The sequence below is a fragment of the Bifidobacterium miconis genome (assembly GCF_019331735.1).
In the GTDB taxonomy this organism is placed as follows: domain Bacteria; phylum Actinomycetota; class Actinomycetes; order Actinomycetales; family Bifidobacteriaceae; genus Bifidobacterium; species Bifidobacterium miconis.
In genome coordinates this window covers 1-14,275 of record NZ_JAHBBH010000009.1, presented here as the reverse complement: position 1 = coordinate 14,275, position 14,275 = coordinate 1, and the positions used below count along the sequence as shown (strand labels likewise).

Here is a 14,275-nt window from a genome sequence, read left to right as displayed (position 1 = left end):
CGTCACGGCGTCTCATATCGTGCGCAAACACAGGAATCATACCCGTTCCCGACGTCATCGCAACCGTGCCGCCGGACGTGGGGAGGCTGTGGTCACAGCTTCTTGTACCAGTAGCTCATGTCGTGCGGCGCGTCATCGCCGGCGGTGGTCACGGCCGCGGGCAGCAGGCCGAAGCGGGTGAAGCCGAACTTGCGCATGAGCGCGACCGAGCCGGCGTTGTCGGCGTAGATGATCGTCGCAGCGTGGCGGAATCCGCGTTCGACCGCCGCGTCGAGCAGCCAGCGCACCATTGTCGTGCCGAGTCCCTGACCGTGGTATTCGCCGGCGATGTAGTAGCTCAGTTCGGTGACGCCGTCATAGCCGGCGCGCTGGTGGAATTTCGAGAGCGAACCGAAGCCGGCGGTCGTGCGCGCACCGGTCGCCGCATCGGTCACCTCGATGACGACGACCGGATATTTGCCGCGCGGCTGATGCGAGTCGACCCATGCGCGGCGCGCGTCCAGCGACACAGGTTCGAGGTCGGCGGACGCGCCGCCGCGAATGACCGCCTCGTTGTAGATGTCGGTGATGGCCTGCAGGTCGGCGTCCTCGGCGGGACGAATCTCATAGTTCAGCATGATTACCGACGATAGCATCGGGTCACGCGCGTCGCGCATCATCGCGTCACGAACGCAACCGGTCGCGCGCGCAGACCGGGGCCGGTCGCCCGTCTTACGCCGCGCACAAGCCCGCAAGCCGGTCGCGGAATCGCGCGGTGAAACGCGGCGCATCGACGGTGAGCGCGACGTGCGCGGTTTTGCGCGGCTCGCGCAGCCGGGTCGGGTCGCCGATGGTGCGCCCGCGGAAGCCGTGGCCGTTGCCGGTGGCCGTTTCGGTCATCATGTTCACGTCGAACAGGCCGACGAGCGTCGGGTCGAGCGAGACGGCCGCGGCGAGCGGATCGTGCAGCGGGCTGCCGGCGAGGAAGATCGGATCGCTGGCCTCGTTCGCGTTGATGTAGAAGCGGACCATGTCCGCGAGGAACGCGCCGCGCCGCGTGCCGGTCGCACGCCACCGGTCGGCGTCGGCGCGCGTCATCAGGCACTGGTGGGTCACGTCGAGGCCGATCATGGTCACGTCCGCGCCGGAGCGGAACACACGGTTCGCGGCCTCGGGATCCTGAAAGATGTTGGTTTCGCAGATCAGGTCGTAGCAGTTGCCCTCCTGCGTGAGCGAGCCGCCCATGATGACGAGGCGCAGGTTCGGCACGATGTCGGGCGCGAGCCGGATGGCCGCGTCCACGTCGGTGAGCGGGCCGGTGGCGACGATCGTCACGTCGCGGCCGTGTTTGCGCACCGCGTCGACGATGAACCGCACGCCGTCGCCTTCGCGCGACGCGGCGGCCGCGTCGGCGAGCGCCGCGTCGGCGGCCGTCGTCGCGACGTCGACGCGTTCGCCGCCGACAGATTTGGTCAGCCGGTCGCGGAATGCGGCGACGGATGGACGCGCGGCCGACGCGCGATCGTCGCGGACATCAGCCGCGCCATCGCATGCGGCATCATGCGCCGCGTTCGTATCGTCGCGGCTTTCGCCGACCTCGGCAGCGTCGTCGTCCGGCAGATAACAGGCCGGATCGACGTTGCCGAGTCCGTTGGCGCCATGGAAGCGGGCGCAGCCCTCGTCGACCTCGAACAGGTCGGCCCAGGACGGCGCCTCGCATCCGAGCATGACCGGAATGTCCTCGCGCCCGAACAGTCGCAGCACGGCGTGGTTGTTACGCACGGAGTCGCGCGCGGTCACGTTGCCGTAGGTGCCGACGACGCCCATGAGCTCGGCCTCGGGCGAGGCGAGCAGATAGCACAGGGCGAGGGTGTCGTCGATGCCGGTGTCGACGTCGAGCACGAGGCGGGTCATGGCTACTTGGCTCCCTTCAGGAATTCGTTGGTGGCGCCGTCCTTGGCCTGCGGGACCTTGTCGGTCGGGTTGCCGTTGGCGTCGGTGTAGGCGTGGCCCTCGCCGAGGAAGTCGAAGCGCTTCTGCGTTTCGACGAAGTCGTTGGTGCCGAGCACGAACGAGCCGTCCTTGATCTTGGCCGGGTCGCCCCAGTACTGGCCGTCGACGATCACGTGCATGCTCTTCTTGACGAACGCCTCCTCGAGGTTGTAGTCGGCGGCGTCCTTGGCGAGGATGGCCGCGGCGTCGTCCGGGTTCGAGTACGCGTACTCGTAGCCCTGCTGGGCGGCCTGCACGAACTTGCGCACGACGTCCGGCTTCTCCTTGATCATCTTGTCGCTGGTGATGATGCCGATCGCGTCGCCGTTGCCGGGCACGCCGTAGTCGGGCTCGCTGAAGCAGTTGAGCTTCGGACCGTACATTTCGGCCTGCACGCCCTCCCACGTCGAGTAGAAGCCGCCGAAGTCGGCCTTGCCGGATTCGAGCGTCTTGAACGTGGACGTGCCGACGGTGACCTTGTCGAATTCGCCCTTGCCGCCGTCGTTCTGGATCATGCGCTTGATGACGATGTCGGACTCGTTGCCGCCGAACGTGGCGAAGGTCTTGCCGTCGAAGTCCTTCGGGGACTTGATGGCGGTGTTGCTGGCGAGCGCGCACCAGATGGCGCTCGGCTTCTGCTGGACCTGCAGGACCTGCTTGATGTGCGCGCCCTTCAGGTCGGTGTAGCTGGCCGCGTTGTACATGTTGGACAGCGCGAATTCGGCGACGCCGTTGTTCACGGCCTGTTCGGCGCCGGCCTGCGCGACGGCGACGATGTCGACGTCGAGTCCGGCGTTCTTGAAGTAGCCCTTGTTCTTGGCCACGTAGACGCCGATGTGGTTGGTGTCGGCCGTCCACGCGAGCATGAACGTGACCTTGGTGAGCTTGTTCGACGAGGTGTCGGAGGCGTCGTTGGCGGTGTTGCCGCAGCCGGCGACGGCGAACGCCATGGCCGCGGCGGCTCCGGCCGCGAAGACGCGGGTGAGCGTGGTACGCATGGTTGACGTGAAGGTCATGATGATTCCCTAAATCAGTTTCTTCTCCCAACGCGGCAAAGCCGCGCGCCGCGCTCTGGGACGCTTTCAAGCGGAGTTCGGCAGAGCACGACCGGAGGGCCTGATTCCGCTTGCCCAATGCCCCCGGTCGTCACTCTCAATCCATTCCGGCCGGTTTGCCACACATTGGCGCTGAAGCACTGCCATTGTACCGGTTCGCCAGACAATCCGGGCCGGCGTTCGGGCAAAGTCCGCGAACCGTTCATAATGGGTCATGGCCATATGGCCGTATGCTTACGGCTTGTTGGGATTCGGACGGAACGGCGCGCGGGCTCCTCACCTTACCGCAGGTCGCCTTCCGGCTGTGATGAATGGGACACCCCCACGGAAAGGGGAAGGTGACGATGGATACTCAGCGCAAAGACCAAGAGGAACGCCGCGAACGCATCAAGGACCGCATCGCGACGACGACGGCCGTGATCGTGCTGTTGGCGGTATGGGAGGGTTGGGTGCGGCTCGCGCACATTCCGGCGAGCATGTTCTCCTCCCCCACGCAGATCGTGCAGGCGACGATCGACGCATGGCCGACCCTGTGGCCGGCGACTCGGGTGACCGCGTTCGAGGGATTCGTCGGTTTCGCGTTCGCCGTATTGGCCGGCATTCTGGTCGGCATCGCGTTCTACTGCTTCCGCACGCTGAACGCGGCCCTGTACCCGCTGCTGTACGCGGCGCAGACGATGCCGCTGATCACGATCGCCCCGCTGTTTCTGATCTGGTTCGGGTTCGAGATTTCCGGCAAGATCGTCATCACCGCGTTCTGGGGGCTGTTCCCGATAGCCGTGCAGACGATCCGCGGGCTCAAGGCCGTGCCGCAGTTCTATTCGGACGTGGCGCTCACCTGCGGCGCGACCCCGGTGTGGACGCTGTGGCATGTCAAGCTGCGCGTGGCGGCCCGGCAGATCTTCGGCGGCGTGCGCATCAGCGCCGCGTACATTTTCGCCACGGCGACGACGGCCGAGTATCTAGGTGCGCGCAAGGGTCTTGGCATCTGGCTGCAGGCCGCGTACAACTCGTTCCGCACGCCGCTGATCTTCTCCGCGACGATCGTGATCGTCGCATTGACCGTGCTGCTCATGGCCATCGTGAACGTGTGCGAGCGCGTCCTGCTCGGGCCGGTCGAGAACGACGAGAATCCGGATGAGTGATCGTCATGCCGTTCACGTGGCGACGGTGATATTGATATGCGCACGGTGACATGACGCAGCGACAGGACGCGCGAGGGGCCGCGGTCCATCCATGAACGGGATGGGCCGCGGCCCCTCGTCGTTGTCGGCCCGTGATGGCCGAAAGCAACTCGCGCCTACTGCTGCTCGAGCTCGAGCGCCTTGTTGATCGCCTCCTGCAGCTGCTTCTGGGCGTCGCCGTAGGCGGACCAGTCACCCTTCTTCAGGGCTGCGTCGGAGTCCTTCATCGCCTGTGCGGCGTCTTCGAGCGCGGCCTTGAGATCGGCGTTCGCGGATGCCGAACCGCCGTCCGTCGTGCCGCCGCCGTTGCCCTTGTCCGTGCCGGACGCGCCGTTCGACGTGTTCGAACCGCCGTCCGTCGTCGAGCCGTCCGTCGTGCCGGAACCGGACGCGGAACCGTTCCCGCCTCCGGCCGCGTTCTCCGCGTCGCCCGCGGACGCGCCGGAATCGCCGCCGAACACCTGGTCGAGCGCTTCGTCGAGCGTGTCGGCGAACCCGACCTGGTCGCCGAACGCGACGAGCACCTTCTTGAGCAGCGGGAACGACGTCGAGCCGCTGGACTTCACGTACACCGGCTGCACGTACACGAGCCCGCCGCCGAGCGGCAGGGTGAGCAGGTTGCCGCGCACCACGTTCGTGGAACCGGACTGCAGGAGGTTCAGCTCCTTGGACACGTCCGCGTCCGCGTTGAAGTTGTTCTGCGCCTGTCCGGGGCCGGGCACGTTGGAGTCCTTCGGCAGTTCCTGCAGGCGGATCGTGCCGTAGTTCGCGCCGATCACGCCCTTCTCGTTGCCGGCGTCGGAGTCGACCGACAGGAAGCCAGTGAGGATTTCGCGCGTGGACGTGCCGGCGGGGATGTACGAGGAGGTCAGCGAGAAGATCGGCTCGTTCGTGCCGCCGGTCTGCAGCGTCAGATAGTAGGGCGGCTGCAGGATGTCCTTGGCCTGTGCGGCCTCGGATTCGGTCGGGTCGACGGGCGTCTGCCAGAAGTCCTCGCCGGAGAAGAACTGGTTGGCCGACGAGACGTGGTACTTGGCGAGCAACTCGCGCTGCACCTTGAACAGGTTCTCCGGGTAGCGCAGGTGGCTCATCAGGTCGCCGGAGATGTCGGAGAGCTGGTGGTACTGGCCGGGGAAGACCTGCTGCCACGCCTTGATGACCGGGTCGGACGTGTCCCACACGTACAGGTCGACGGAGCCGTCGTACGCGTCGACGGTGGCCTTGACCGAGTTGCGGATGTAGTTGGCCTGCTGCGAGCCGAGGCCCTGCACCGTGTCCGACGTTTCCGTAGTGGAGTCGGCGGTGGCCGCGCCCAGATCGGTCATCTGCGAATACGGGTACGCGTCGGAGGTCGTGTAGCCGTCGACGATCCACTTGACGCGACCGTCCACGACCGCCGGGTAGACGCGGCCGTCGAGCGTCAGATACGGGGCGACCTTGGCGACGCGCGCCTTCGGGGAACGGTCATAGAGGATCTGCGACGCGCTGGTCACGCGGTCGGAGAACAGGATCTGGTCGGAGCCGAAGCGGATCGCGTACAGCAGGCGGGAGAAGATGTTGCCGACCGACGGGCCGCCGTCGCCCTTGAACGTGGTGGTCGCACCCTCCGAGCCGGTCGGGTAGTCGAACTCCCACGACTTGGTGCCCTCCGGCGCGCCGACGATCGAGTATTCGGTCGCGTTCGGCGAGAAGTAGATGCGCGGCTCGTACTGCTCGGAATCCGTGAGCTTGCCCTGGGTCGGGATGCCGGATTCGAAGAACTTCGGCTGGCCGTCGGCCGTCACCTTGTTGCCGTACGCGGCGACGACGCCGTATCCGTGCGTGTACACGGTATGGTCGTTGACCCAGTTGCGGTTGTCGAGGCCGTCGAGGTCGAGCTCGCGCGCGGCGATGACCGTATCCTGGCTTTCGCCGTCGACCTCGTACTTGTCGACCGCGAGCGTGTCGGCGAACGTGTAGTACTGCTTGGACTGCTGCAGCTGCTTGAACGTCGGCGAGACGATCTGCGGGTCGAGCAGTCGGATCTGCGCGGTGGTGTCCGCCTCGCTGGCGAGCGCGCCGGATTCGCCCTTGGTGGTGGCCTGATACTGTTCGACCTTCACCTTGTCGAGCCCGTACGCCTGCTGCGTGGCCTTGATGTTGCGCTGGATGTACGTGGATTCCATTTCCTGCGCGTTCGGGTTGACCTTGAAGCGCTGCAGCAGCATCGGCCAGACGACGGTGAGCACCATGGAAACGACGAGCGCGGCGGCGATGGCGACGACGGGCGCGCGCCATGCCTTGAGCGCGGCGGCGGCGCGCACGGTGGGCTTGGCAGGGCCTTCGAGCGCGTGCGAGCGCATGAGCCAGATGCCGAGAAACACGCCGAGGATGACGGTGATCGCGGCCATGACGAACGTAACGGGGATGGTCGCGTTGACGGTGGTGTAGGTCGCGCCGGTGATGCGGCTGCCCTGTTCGGTCAGGTGCGTGAACACGCCGATGACCTGCCGCGAGGCCCAGGCGACCATGTTGAGCATGAACCAGACGGCGATCTGGCGGCGGGCGCGCTTGGTCACGTCGAGGATGCCGCGGCCGTGCACGGGCATGGTGAAGCGGACGCCGCCCATGAGCACGTGCGTGACGAGCGAGAACAGCAGTCCCATGAACAGGAGCATGGAGACGGCGGCCACGACGAGCTTGAGGCCGGGCAGCACGAACACGTAGAAGCCGTTGTCGAGGCCGAACTGCGGGTCGGTGGTGCCGAACGGCTGCGCGTTGAACATGAGCAGCACGTCGGCCCAGTTCGCGTTGAACTGGGAGCCGAACACGGCGCCGACGACGAGCGAGACGACGACGGCCACGCGGCGGGCGGTCTGGGACGCCACGCCCTTGCCGATTTCGATCACGTCGCCGTTGAGCCGGATCGTCGAACCGTCGGACGAGTCGGGGCGCGCCCAGATCGCCAGCATGGCGGACACGAATCCGGTCAGGGCCATGAGCAGCGCGTAGGCGACCCACAGGCCGACCTTGGTGCCCAGCTGCGTCCACACGACGCTTTGGAAGCCGAGCTGTCCGTACCACATGAGGTCGGTGAGGAACTGCGCGAGGCCGAAGAACAGGCTGACGGCGATCACGAGCGCCGCGACGACGCCGATGAGGATCGCCGATCCGCGGTTCGGTTTGGGCCGGCCGGGCCGGCGCGCGATGCGCGGATTGGTCGGGCGGCGCGGAGGCTGGCCGGCGGCGCCGTCGTACGTCTGACGCGCCGAGGCGTCGTCGCCGTCCGTCTGCACGTCCAAAATCACCGGATCGTCGTCCGTGGCCTTGCGACGGCTGGCGCCGGGGCGTTCGTCAGGGTCGAATAGAGGTCCGAAAGCATCGAAAAATGACATGCCTCCCAGCGTATCGTCAGGTGCGGAAGGGCCTTCGCCCAGAGCTTTTCCCGCGTTCTCGCGGTTTTCGGCATCCTGTCGTTTGCGATGTTGCGGTACCGGGGTTGTACGACGCCGGGGCGGCGGTCTGCGGCCGATCCGGCGTCCCGCAACGGCTCGCATGCGCACGGTGCATGATGGAGTCGTTGCGAGGCATGTGCGATAATCGGGCGCATGGAAGGGCTGATGACGAGACGTTGCGGAGCGCGGATGCGCATGATGCTGACGATGGCGCTGTGCGCGGCGTTGGCGGTGACGATGGCCGGGTGCGCGCAGGCGGGGCAGACGACGGCGGACGGCAACAAGCCCGCGCAGTCCGCGACGCAGTCCCCTCGTCAGGAACCGACGAATCAACCGCAGTCATCGCCGAACCGCGACGATCATGAGGCGAACGCCGTGCCCGAGCCACGCGACGATTCGCCCGCCGGCAAGGCGAAGCGCGCGGTCGCGGCGATGAGTCTCGAGGAGCGGATCGGCCAGCTCATCATGGCGCCATTGTTCGCCGGCAGCGCTCCGTCCGTGCTGCAGGATCTGATCGCGAACCGGCACGTCGGCTCGGTGCTGCTCATCGGCAACTGGAACGGCGGAGTCGCGTCGGTGCGCGCCGCGACCGATGCCTTGCAATCGTATGCTCCGGACGGGAATCGTCTGCTGATCACCGCCGATCAGGAGGGCGGGCTCGTGCAGCATCTGCAGGGGCCGGGCTTCGACGCGATGCCGTCGGCGGTCGGTCAGGGGCTCATGGACGCGGCAACGTTGCGCTCGTCGGCGGCGGCGTGGGGCGCGCAGCTCGCACAGGCCGGCGTCAACGTCGATCTGGCGCCGGTCGTGGACACGGTGGTCGGCGACCGCGCCGCCAACGCTCCGATCGGCGCGCTGGATCGCGATTTCGGATTGGATGCGAACGGCAACGCCGATCATGCGATCGCGTTCGTGCAGGGCATGCGGGACGCCGGCGTGGCCGCGTCGATCAAGCATTATCCCGGGCTGGGCGCGGTGAGCGGCAACACGGATTTCACCGCGGACGGCATCGTCGACGCGACCACGGCATTGAACGGCCCGGAAATCGGCGCGTTCACGCGCGTGATCCGCGAGGCCAGACCGGCGATGGTGATGATGTCGCTGGCGACTTACCAGCACATCGACGCCGAGCATCCAGCCGCGTTCTCGCCGACGATCATCGACGGTTATCTGCGCGGCACAACCGGCTATGAGGGCGTGGTCACCTCCGATTCGCTGTCGGCGACGGCCGTGAGCGGCGTGCCGGCCGACCAGCTCGGCGTGCGGTTCGTCGAGGCGGGCGGCGACCTGGCGTGCATCGGCGATCTGACGTACGTGCAGCCGATTCTTGATGGCCTGCTCACTCGGGCGCGCGCGGACGCGGCGTTCGCCGCCAAGGCCACGCGTGCGGCCGAACGCGTCATGACCCTCAAATACGAGACGGGACTCGCCGCCTGATATCCTCAGCCGCGCGGCAGTCAGACGAAGACGAGCTGCACGAGAACCATGTAGAGGATGGTGCCGCCGGCGATCGACAGCAGCATGTTCTTCTTCCACAGGTGCAGGCCGATGATGGCGAGCATGGCGATCGCCTCGGGAACGCCGTGCGAGCCGGAGACGAGCGAGACGTCCTTGAGCGAGTAGACGACGAGCAGGCCGGTCATCGCGTACGGCAGCACGTCGCCGAGATAGCGGATGAACCGCGGCGGCTCCTTCGACTCGGGGAACAGCAGGAACGGGATGAACCGGGTGAGCATCGTGCCGATCGCGACGACCGCGATCGTCGCCACGGACTGCCAGAACGTCATGGTCATCGGGACTCCCCTTCCATTGCCGTCTCGTTCGCCGTCTTGATCGGCTCGCCGACCTTCGGCTCGGTCGACGTGTCGTCGTGCGGGTTGTCCAGATATGGCCGCAGCACGACGAACAGCGCCAGCATCAACGCCAGCGACGGGATCATGAACCGGTCCGCGCCGAACGCGACCAGGCACAGCGCGGACGCGAGCACGCCGATCATCGCCGGCACATGCCGCGGCTGTCCCATCCACTGGTCGAGGAAGATCACCAGGAACAGCGCGGTGAGCACGAATTCGATGCCCTTCGTGGAAAACGGCAGCAGACCGCCGACCAGCCAGCCGATCGCCGTGCCGATGATCCAATACCAGCGGTTGAGCAGGTTCACGAACATCATGAACCAGCCGCGGTCCACGTCCGCCGGGATCTTCGCCGACGAGTTGATCGCGAACGATTCGTCGCACATCGCGAAAATCAGATACGGCTTCTTCCAGCCCGTGCCTCGGTACGGCCCGAGCATCGACAGCCCGTAGAACAGGTGGCGGGCGTTGACCATGATCGCCAGCAGAAACGCGACGATCGGGTTGAACGCGGACAGCAGCAGGTTCACGGTCACGAACTCCATCGACCCGGCGAAAATGAAGTACGCCATGCACACCGGATACCAGAACGCGAAGCCCTTGGCATGCATGAGCAGGCCGTACGAGCAGCCAAGGAACAGGAATCCGGCGGCGATCGGCAGGGTCAACGGCAGCGCGGTCTCGAACGCCTTGGCTCTGACGCCTCCTCCAGTGCGCATGTGTCGTCTCCTTCCCTGCCCGCCCGCGGAGACGCCCGCGGGTTTACGTCCATGCCCCGTTTATCTTAGGACAGGCCCGGACGGAAACGACGCCGCGTATCAGGACGCGAGCGGCAGCGTGATGAGCATGGTGGTGCCGTGTTCGGACGTGGATTCCACGTCGAGTGTGCCGCCGTAGCGGTTCGCCACGTCGCGGGCGAGCGCGAGGCCGAGCCCGTAGCCCTGATGCGCGGTGCCGTCGTCGTCGCGCGCGAACCGGCGGAACAGGCGTTCCGGATTCTCCCCGATGCCGTGCCCGTGGTCGGTGACGCGGATGGCCGCGTCGCCGTGCCGGTATCCGAGCGAGACGACGACGTCGGAGCCGTCCGGCGAATGGGCGATCGCGTTGTCGAGCACGGCGACCACGCAGCGCGAGAGGCCGACCGCATTGCCGTTGACGACGAAGTGGCCGCGGTCGCCGTCGACGCGCGTCACGATCGACACGCGGTGCTTGTCGGCGAGCGGACGGACCGCGTCGGCGGACTGCGCGATCACTCCGGCGAGCGCGACCGGCTGCGTGTTGACCGCGCCGCGCGCGGCGACGAGCAGGTCCGTCAGGATCGCGTTCATGCGGTCGACGTCGCCGCGCAGGTCGTCGAGCGGCTGGTCGATGGGCTGGCCGTGCGCGCGGCGGAAGTCGATGAGGTCGATGCGCGTGGAGATGACGGCGAGCGGGGTTTTCAGCTCATGGCTGGCGTCGGCGACGAAGTCCTTCTGCAGTTCGAGCGCGTGTTCGAGCGGTTCGACTTCGCGGCGCGCATAATGCCAGCCGACGAGCGCGACGGCGGCGATCACGCCGAGCACGAACAGGACGGTGAACGCGACGGCCTTGCGCGTGTCGATGACCATCATGCCCGAGCCGAACTGTTCGGTCACGGACATGGCGTTCGGGTCGAGGCCGCGTTCGCTGAACTCGTGGCGCGAGCCGAGCAGCACGCCGAGCACGAACGCAACGCCGCCGCACAGGGTGATCGCGGCCATGGCGGCCGTCATCCGCAGGCTGATGAGCCCCGCCGCTCCCCCGTGCAGGGTGAGTCGTTTCAGCGGCGAGCCCGTCGCCCGCCCGCCCGGTTTCGTCGTGCCGCCGTTCGGATCATCGTCCATGGTTCCGTCCTTCCGTCGTCAATCGTGTACGCATCCCGCGTTTCGCCACCGTCCGCCGTCATCGGCCGAGTTGCCCCGCCGCGGCGTCTCACTGCGCGACCGGACTGCCGATGCGGTAGCCTCGTCCGCGCACCGTGTCGATGATCCCTCGCGTCGTCTTGCCGCGCACGTACGACACGTACACGTCGACGGTGCCCATGTCCGCGCCCTCGTTGAACACGCGGCCGAGCAGCTCCTCGCGGCTGAACACGTGGTCGGGCGAGCCGGCGATCACCGTGAGCAGCTTCGTTTCCGCGTCGGTGAGCGCCACGCTATGCCCGTCCGGGTCCTCGACGGCGTTCGAGCCGGGCTTGAGCGTCCAGTCGCCGATGGAAATGCTGGCCGACTGCGCGTGGAATCCACGCAGCAGCGCGCGCAGACGGGCTTCGAGTTCGACAAAGTGGAACGGTTTGGACAGGTAGTCGTTCGCGCCGCTGTCCAAGCCGGTGACGATGTCGTCGACGCCGGACAGCGCGGTCAGGACGAGCACCGGCACGGTCATGCCGCCGCCGCGCAGCGTGCGGACCAGGTCGAGCCCGTCGCCGTCGGGCAGCCGACGGTCGACGATGAGCGCGTCGTAGCCGGCGCGGCGCAGTCTGTCGCGTGCGGCGGCCTGCGTTTCGACCCAGTCGACGCGATAGTCCGGCTGCAGCATTTCGCTGGTCATCGCGCCGAGGTTCGGATCGTCTTCGATCAGCAGCACGGCCGGCAGCAGCAGCCGCGCCGGATCGCGCAGCGCGACCGGATCGTTCGCTCCCGTCGTCGTATCGCTGGCGGTCATCATCGTTCACGTTCCTTTCCGCGCGCCGGTGTGCCGCGCCTGTCCGTATGCCTTCTCTTCGTGTGCGGCCGCGATTCCGCCACGGTCCCGCACACCGCACCGTCCGTCCCACCGGACTCCATCGCGTCTCAGACTATGCTAAGTCCGCGTGCGCATCGGGGCCGAGATCCGGAAACCACCATCATCGTTTTCGCTAAGATTCACTAAGAAAGCACTCAGAATCGCCGTCGGTTCGCCATAACCGCGTCCGGTTCGTAGCATGGCGGCTATGAGTGAACCGAATCGATTATTGGACGTGGCCCATGCGACGTGCCGCATGCCGAAGGTCACCGCGCAGGCGGACGAGACGCTCCGGCTGCCGTCGCTGTTCCGCCGCGCGGACAGGCATCCCGAAACGCGGGAGATGAAGACGATTTTCTCCGACCTGTCGTTCTCGCTGTCGAGCGGCGACATCGTCGATCTGGTCGGACCGTCGGGCTCGGGCAAGTCGACGCTGCTGACGACGATCGCGCAGCTCAACCCGCACGCGAACGCCGATCTGACGCTCGAAGGCGTTCCGGCATCGAGGATGAGCCCGGAACGCTGGCGGCGCGAGGTCGCCTATCTGCCGCAGCGGCCGACGCTGACCGGCGCGACCGTGCGCGAGGCTATCCTCATGCCGTTCTCGCTGCGCGTGCATCGCGTCGCCGACGACGGTTCGCCGCTGGAGGAGCGCCGGCCGGACGAGGCGACGCTGCGCCGCACGCTGGACAACGTGGGCTGCTCGGACATCGAGCTGGAACGTTCGCCGCAGGATCTGTCGGTGGGCCAGCAGGCGCGCGTGTGTCTGCTGCGCACGCTGCTCACGCTGCCGAAGGTGATGCTGGCGGACGAGGTGGACGCCGGTCTGGACGACGAGAACGCGGACAAGGTGGGCGAGATCCTCGCCTACGCGGCGCGCGAGAAGGGCATGGCGATCGTGCGCGTGCGGCATCGCAGCGCGGACGGTCGGGCGACCCGCACGCTGCATCTTGAGGCGGGCGCGCTGACGGAGATCAAGGCGAATGCGGCGGCCGTGCCGGCTACGCACGGCGGCGAGCTCAGGGAAAGCGAGGCGACGCGATGAACGGCACGGGCGCAGGCTCCTACCCCATCGACGTATGGGGTCTGATCATCACCATCCTGCTGGTGGCCGTGGCCGCCGGCCTGTCGTACGCGATGCGGCTCGGCGTGCACCGGCAGATGCTGTGGGCGACGATACGCTCGCTCATCCAGCTGCTGGCGATGGGATACATCCTCAAGTTCGTCATCGAGCAGAACAATCCGTGGCTGGTGTTCGCCCTGATCGCCGTGATGATTCTCGCGGCCGTGCAGATCACCATGTCGCGCGCGTCGAACATTCCGCGCTCCGTCATGCCGTCCGTGTTCCTGACGCTCACGGCGAGCGTGATCCTGCAGGTGTGCGTGGTCACGGAGATGGTGATCCGCCCGCATCCGTGGTACGCGCCGACCGTGCTGGCGACCATGAGCGGCATGCTGCTGGGCAATGTGGTGTCGGCGATCGCCGTGGCGATGAGCCGGTTCTTCTCCGACATGGATGCGCGCCGCTACGAGATCGACATGCTGCTCAGCCTTGGCGCCACGCCGTTCGAGGCGGCCAAGCCGTCGATCATCTCGTCGGTCAAGCTCGGCATGATCCCGACGATCTCGCAGCTCGCGTCGAGCGGCATCGTGCTGATCCCGGGCATGATGGCCGGCCAGGTGATCGCGGGCGCGGACCCGCTGACGGCCGCGAAGTACCAGCTCGTGGTGCTGGCGGTGATCAGCGCGCTGACGCTCATGGCCGACTCGCTGATCATGATCCTGATCTACAAGACCTCGTTCACCGCGCTGCACCAGTACAGGACGGCCGACGCGCGGTAATGATGCGGAGGCGGCCGACTGCCCTCCTGTGATATCACGAGTGGCGGTTTTCTTTCGCTGAGTCACGCTCAGCGAAAGAAAACCGCCACTTGTGTTATGCGGCGCCCAACGGCCAAGGTCAACGGCCCAAGTCAGTGACCCGGGTCAGCGGCCCATGCGGCGGAACGGGGCGCGCTTGATCTTGGAATGACGGC

12 protein-coding genes are annotated in these 14,275 nt (G+C 66.9%); 4 read left to right on the top strand and 8 right to left on the bottom strand.

Going from position 1 to position 14,275, the window contains the following annotated elements:
* Positions 1–92: 92 nt before the first annotated feature.
* The 3 genes from KIH79_RS04480 to KIH79_RS04470 form a co-directional block, all read right to left on the bottom strand.
* A complete protein-coding gene (locus tag KIH79_RS04480) occupies positions 93–617 on the bottom strand; it encodes a GNAT family N-acetyltransferase (protein WP_236023608.1) in 525 nt (174 codons plus the stop codon).
* 94 nt (positions 618–711) lie between these two features.
* Positions 712–1,893 carry a nucleoside hydrolase gene (locus tag KIH79_RS04475; protein WP_219058316.1) on the bottom strand — a complete coding sequence of 394 codons (1,182 nt, stop codon included), beginning with the start codon at positions 1,891–1,893 and terminating at the stop codon, positions 712–714.
* Between the two features lie 2 nt (positions 1,894–1,895).
* Complete coding sequence (locus tag KIH79_RS04470; RefSeq protein ID WP_219058369.1) at positions 1,896–2,969, bottom strand: ABC transporter substrate-binding protein; 1,074 nt, start codon at positions 2,967–2,969, stop codon at positions 1,896–1,898.
* A 401-nt stretch (positions 2,970–3,370) separates the two neighbouring features.
* On the opposite strand from KIH79_RS04470, the gene KIH79_RS04465 reads away from it, so the two are divergent.
* Entirely contained in the window at positions 3,371–4,171 is an 801-nt protein-coding gene (locus KIH79_RS04465) for an ABC transporter permease (RefSeq protein WP_219058315.1), read from the top strand.
* 155 nt (positions 4,172–4,326) lie between these two features.
* Here KIH79_RS04465 and KIH79_RS04460 read toward each other — a convergent pair whose 3' ends face one another.
* Positions 4,327–7,584, bottom strand: coding sequence for a UPF0182 family membrane protein (locus KIH79_RS04460; protein WP_219058314.1), 3,258 nt, complete (start codon positions 7,582–7,584; stop codon positions 4,327–4,329).
* Between the two features lie 267 nt (positions 7,585–7,851).
* Here KIH79_RS04460 and KIH79_RS04455 point away from each other — a divergent pair, with 267 nt between their 5' ends.
* Entirely contained in the window at positions 7,852–9,081 is a 1,230-nt protein-coding gene (locus KIH79_RS04455; RefSeq protein ID WP_219058368.1) for a glycoside hydrolase family 3 N-terminal domain-containing protein, read from the top strand.
* 20 nt (positions 9,082–9,101) lie between these two features.
* Here the strand turns inward: KIH79_RS04455 and KIH79_RS04450 are convergent, their stop codons facing one another.
* From KIH79_RS04450 to KIH79_RS04435, 4 genes are all read right to left on the bottom strand, one after another.
* On the bottom strand, positions 9,102–9,437 hold the full coding sequence (locus KIH79_RS04450) for a branched-chain amino acid transporter permease (RefSeq protein WP_219058313.1): 336 nt from the start codon (positions 9,435–9,437) through the stop codon (positions 9,102–9,104).
* Complete coding sequence (locus KIH79_RS04445) at positions 9,434–10,216, bottom strand: AzlC family ABC transporter permease (RefSeq protein WP_219058312.1); 783 nt, start codon at positions 10,214–10,216, stop codon at positions 9,434–9,436. The genes KIH79_RS04450 and KIH79_RS04445 overlap by 4 nt, the downstream gene beginning before the upstream one ends.
* Before the next feature lie 99 nt (positions 10,217–10,315).
* Positions 10,316–11,359, bottom strand: a complete 1,044-nt coding sequence (locus KIH79_RS04440; protein WP_219058311.1) for a sensor histidine kinase — start codon at positions 11,357–11,359, stop codon at positions 10,316–10,318.
* An 88-nt stretch (positions 11,360–11,447) separates the two neighbouring features.
* A complete protein-coding gene (locus KIH79_RS04435) occupies positions 11,448–12,182 on the bottom strand; it encodes a response regulator transcription factor (protein ID WP_219058310.1) in 735 nt (244 codons plus the stop codon).
* 400 nt (positions 12,183–12,582) lie between these two features.
* Between KIH79_RS04435 and KIH79_RS04430 the strand changes: the two genes are divergently transcribed.
* Together KIH79_RS04430 and KIH79_RS04425 are read left to right on the top strand one after the other, a co-directional pair.
* The gene (locus tag KIH79_RS04430; protein ID WP_236023616.1) at positions 12,583–13,284 is read left to right on the top strand and encodes an ABC transporter ATP-binding protein; all 702 of its coding nucleotides are present in this window, start codon (positions 12,583–12,585) and stop codon (positions 13,282–13,284) included.
* Entirely contained in the window at positions 13,281–14,081 is an 801-nt protein-coding gene (locus KIH79_RS04425; RefSeq protein ID WP_219058309.1) for an ABC transporter permease, read from the top strand. Before KIH79_RS04430 ends, KIH79_RS04425 begins: the two co-directional genes overlap by 4 nt.
* Positions 14,082–14,275 lie beyond the last annotated feature (194 nt).

Excerpts from the sequence above, each read along its gene's own strand:
- KIH79_RS04465 (WP_219058315.1), top strand. The coding sequence starts at position 3,371 with ATGGATACTCAGCGCAAAGACCAAGAGGAACGCCGCGAACGCATCAAG.
- KIH79_RS04425 (WP_219058309.1), top strand. The coding sequence starts at position 13,281 with ATGAACGGCACGGGCGCAGGCTCCTACCCCATCGACGTATGGGGTCTG.
- KIH79_RS04435 (WP_219058310.1), bottom strand. The coding sequence starts at position 12,182 with ATGATGACCGCCAGCGATACGACGACGGGAGCGAACGATCCGGTCGCG.
- KIH79_RS04480 (WP_236023608.1), bottom strand. The coding sequence starts at position 617 with ATGCTGAACTATGAGATTCGTCCCGCCGAGGACGCCGACCTGCAGGCC.
- KIH79_RS04475 (WP_219058316.1), bottom strand. The coding sequence starts at position 1,893 with ATGACCCGCCTCGTGCTCGACGTCGACACCGGCATCGACGACACCCTC.
- KIH79_RS04470 (WP_219058369.1), bottom strand. The coding sequence starts at position 2,969 with ATGCGTACCACGCTCACCCGCGTCTTCGCGGCCGGAGCCGCCGCGGCC.
- KIH79_RS04445 (WP_219058312.1), bottom strand. The coding sequence starts at position 10,216 with ATGCGCACTGGAGGAGGCGTCAGAGCCAAGGCGTTCGAGACCGCGCTG.
- KIH79_RS04460 (WP_219058314.1), bottom strand. The coding sequence starts at position 7,584 with ATGTCATTTTTCGATGCTTTCGGACCTCTATTCGACCCTGACGAACGC.
- KIH79_RS04455 (WP_219058368.1), top strand. The coding sequence starts at position 7,852 with ATGGCGCTGTGCGCGGCGTTGGCGGTGACGATGGCCGGGTGCGCGCAG.
- KIH79_RS04450 (WP_219058313.1), bottom strand. The coding sequence starts at position 9,437 with ATGACCATGACGTTCTGGCAGTCCGTGGCGACGATCGCGGTCGTCGCG.
- KIH79_RS04440 (WP_219058311.1), bottom strand. The coding sequence starts at position 11,359 with ATGGACGATGATCCGAACGGCGGCACGACGAAACCGGGCGGGCGGGCG.
- KIH79_RS04430 (WP_236023616.1), top strand. The coding sequence starts at position 12,583 with ATGAAGACGATTTTCTCCGACCTGTCGTTCTCGCTGTCGAGCGGCGAC.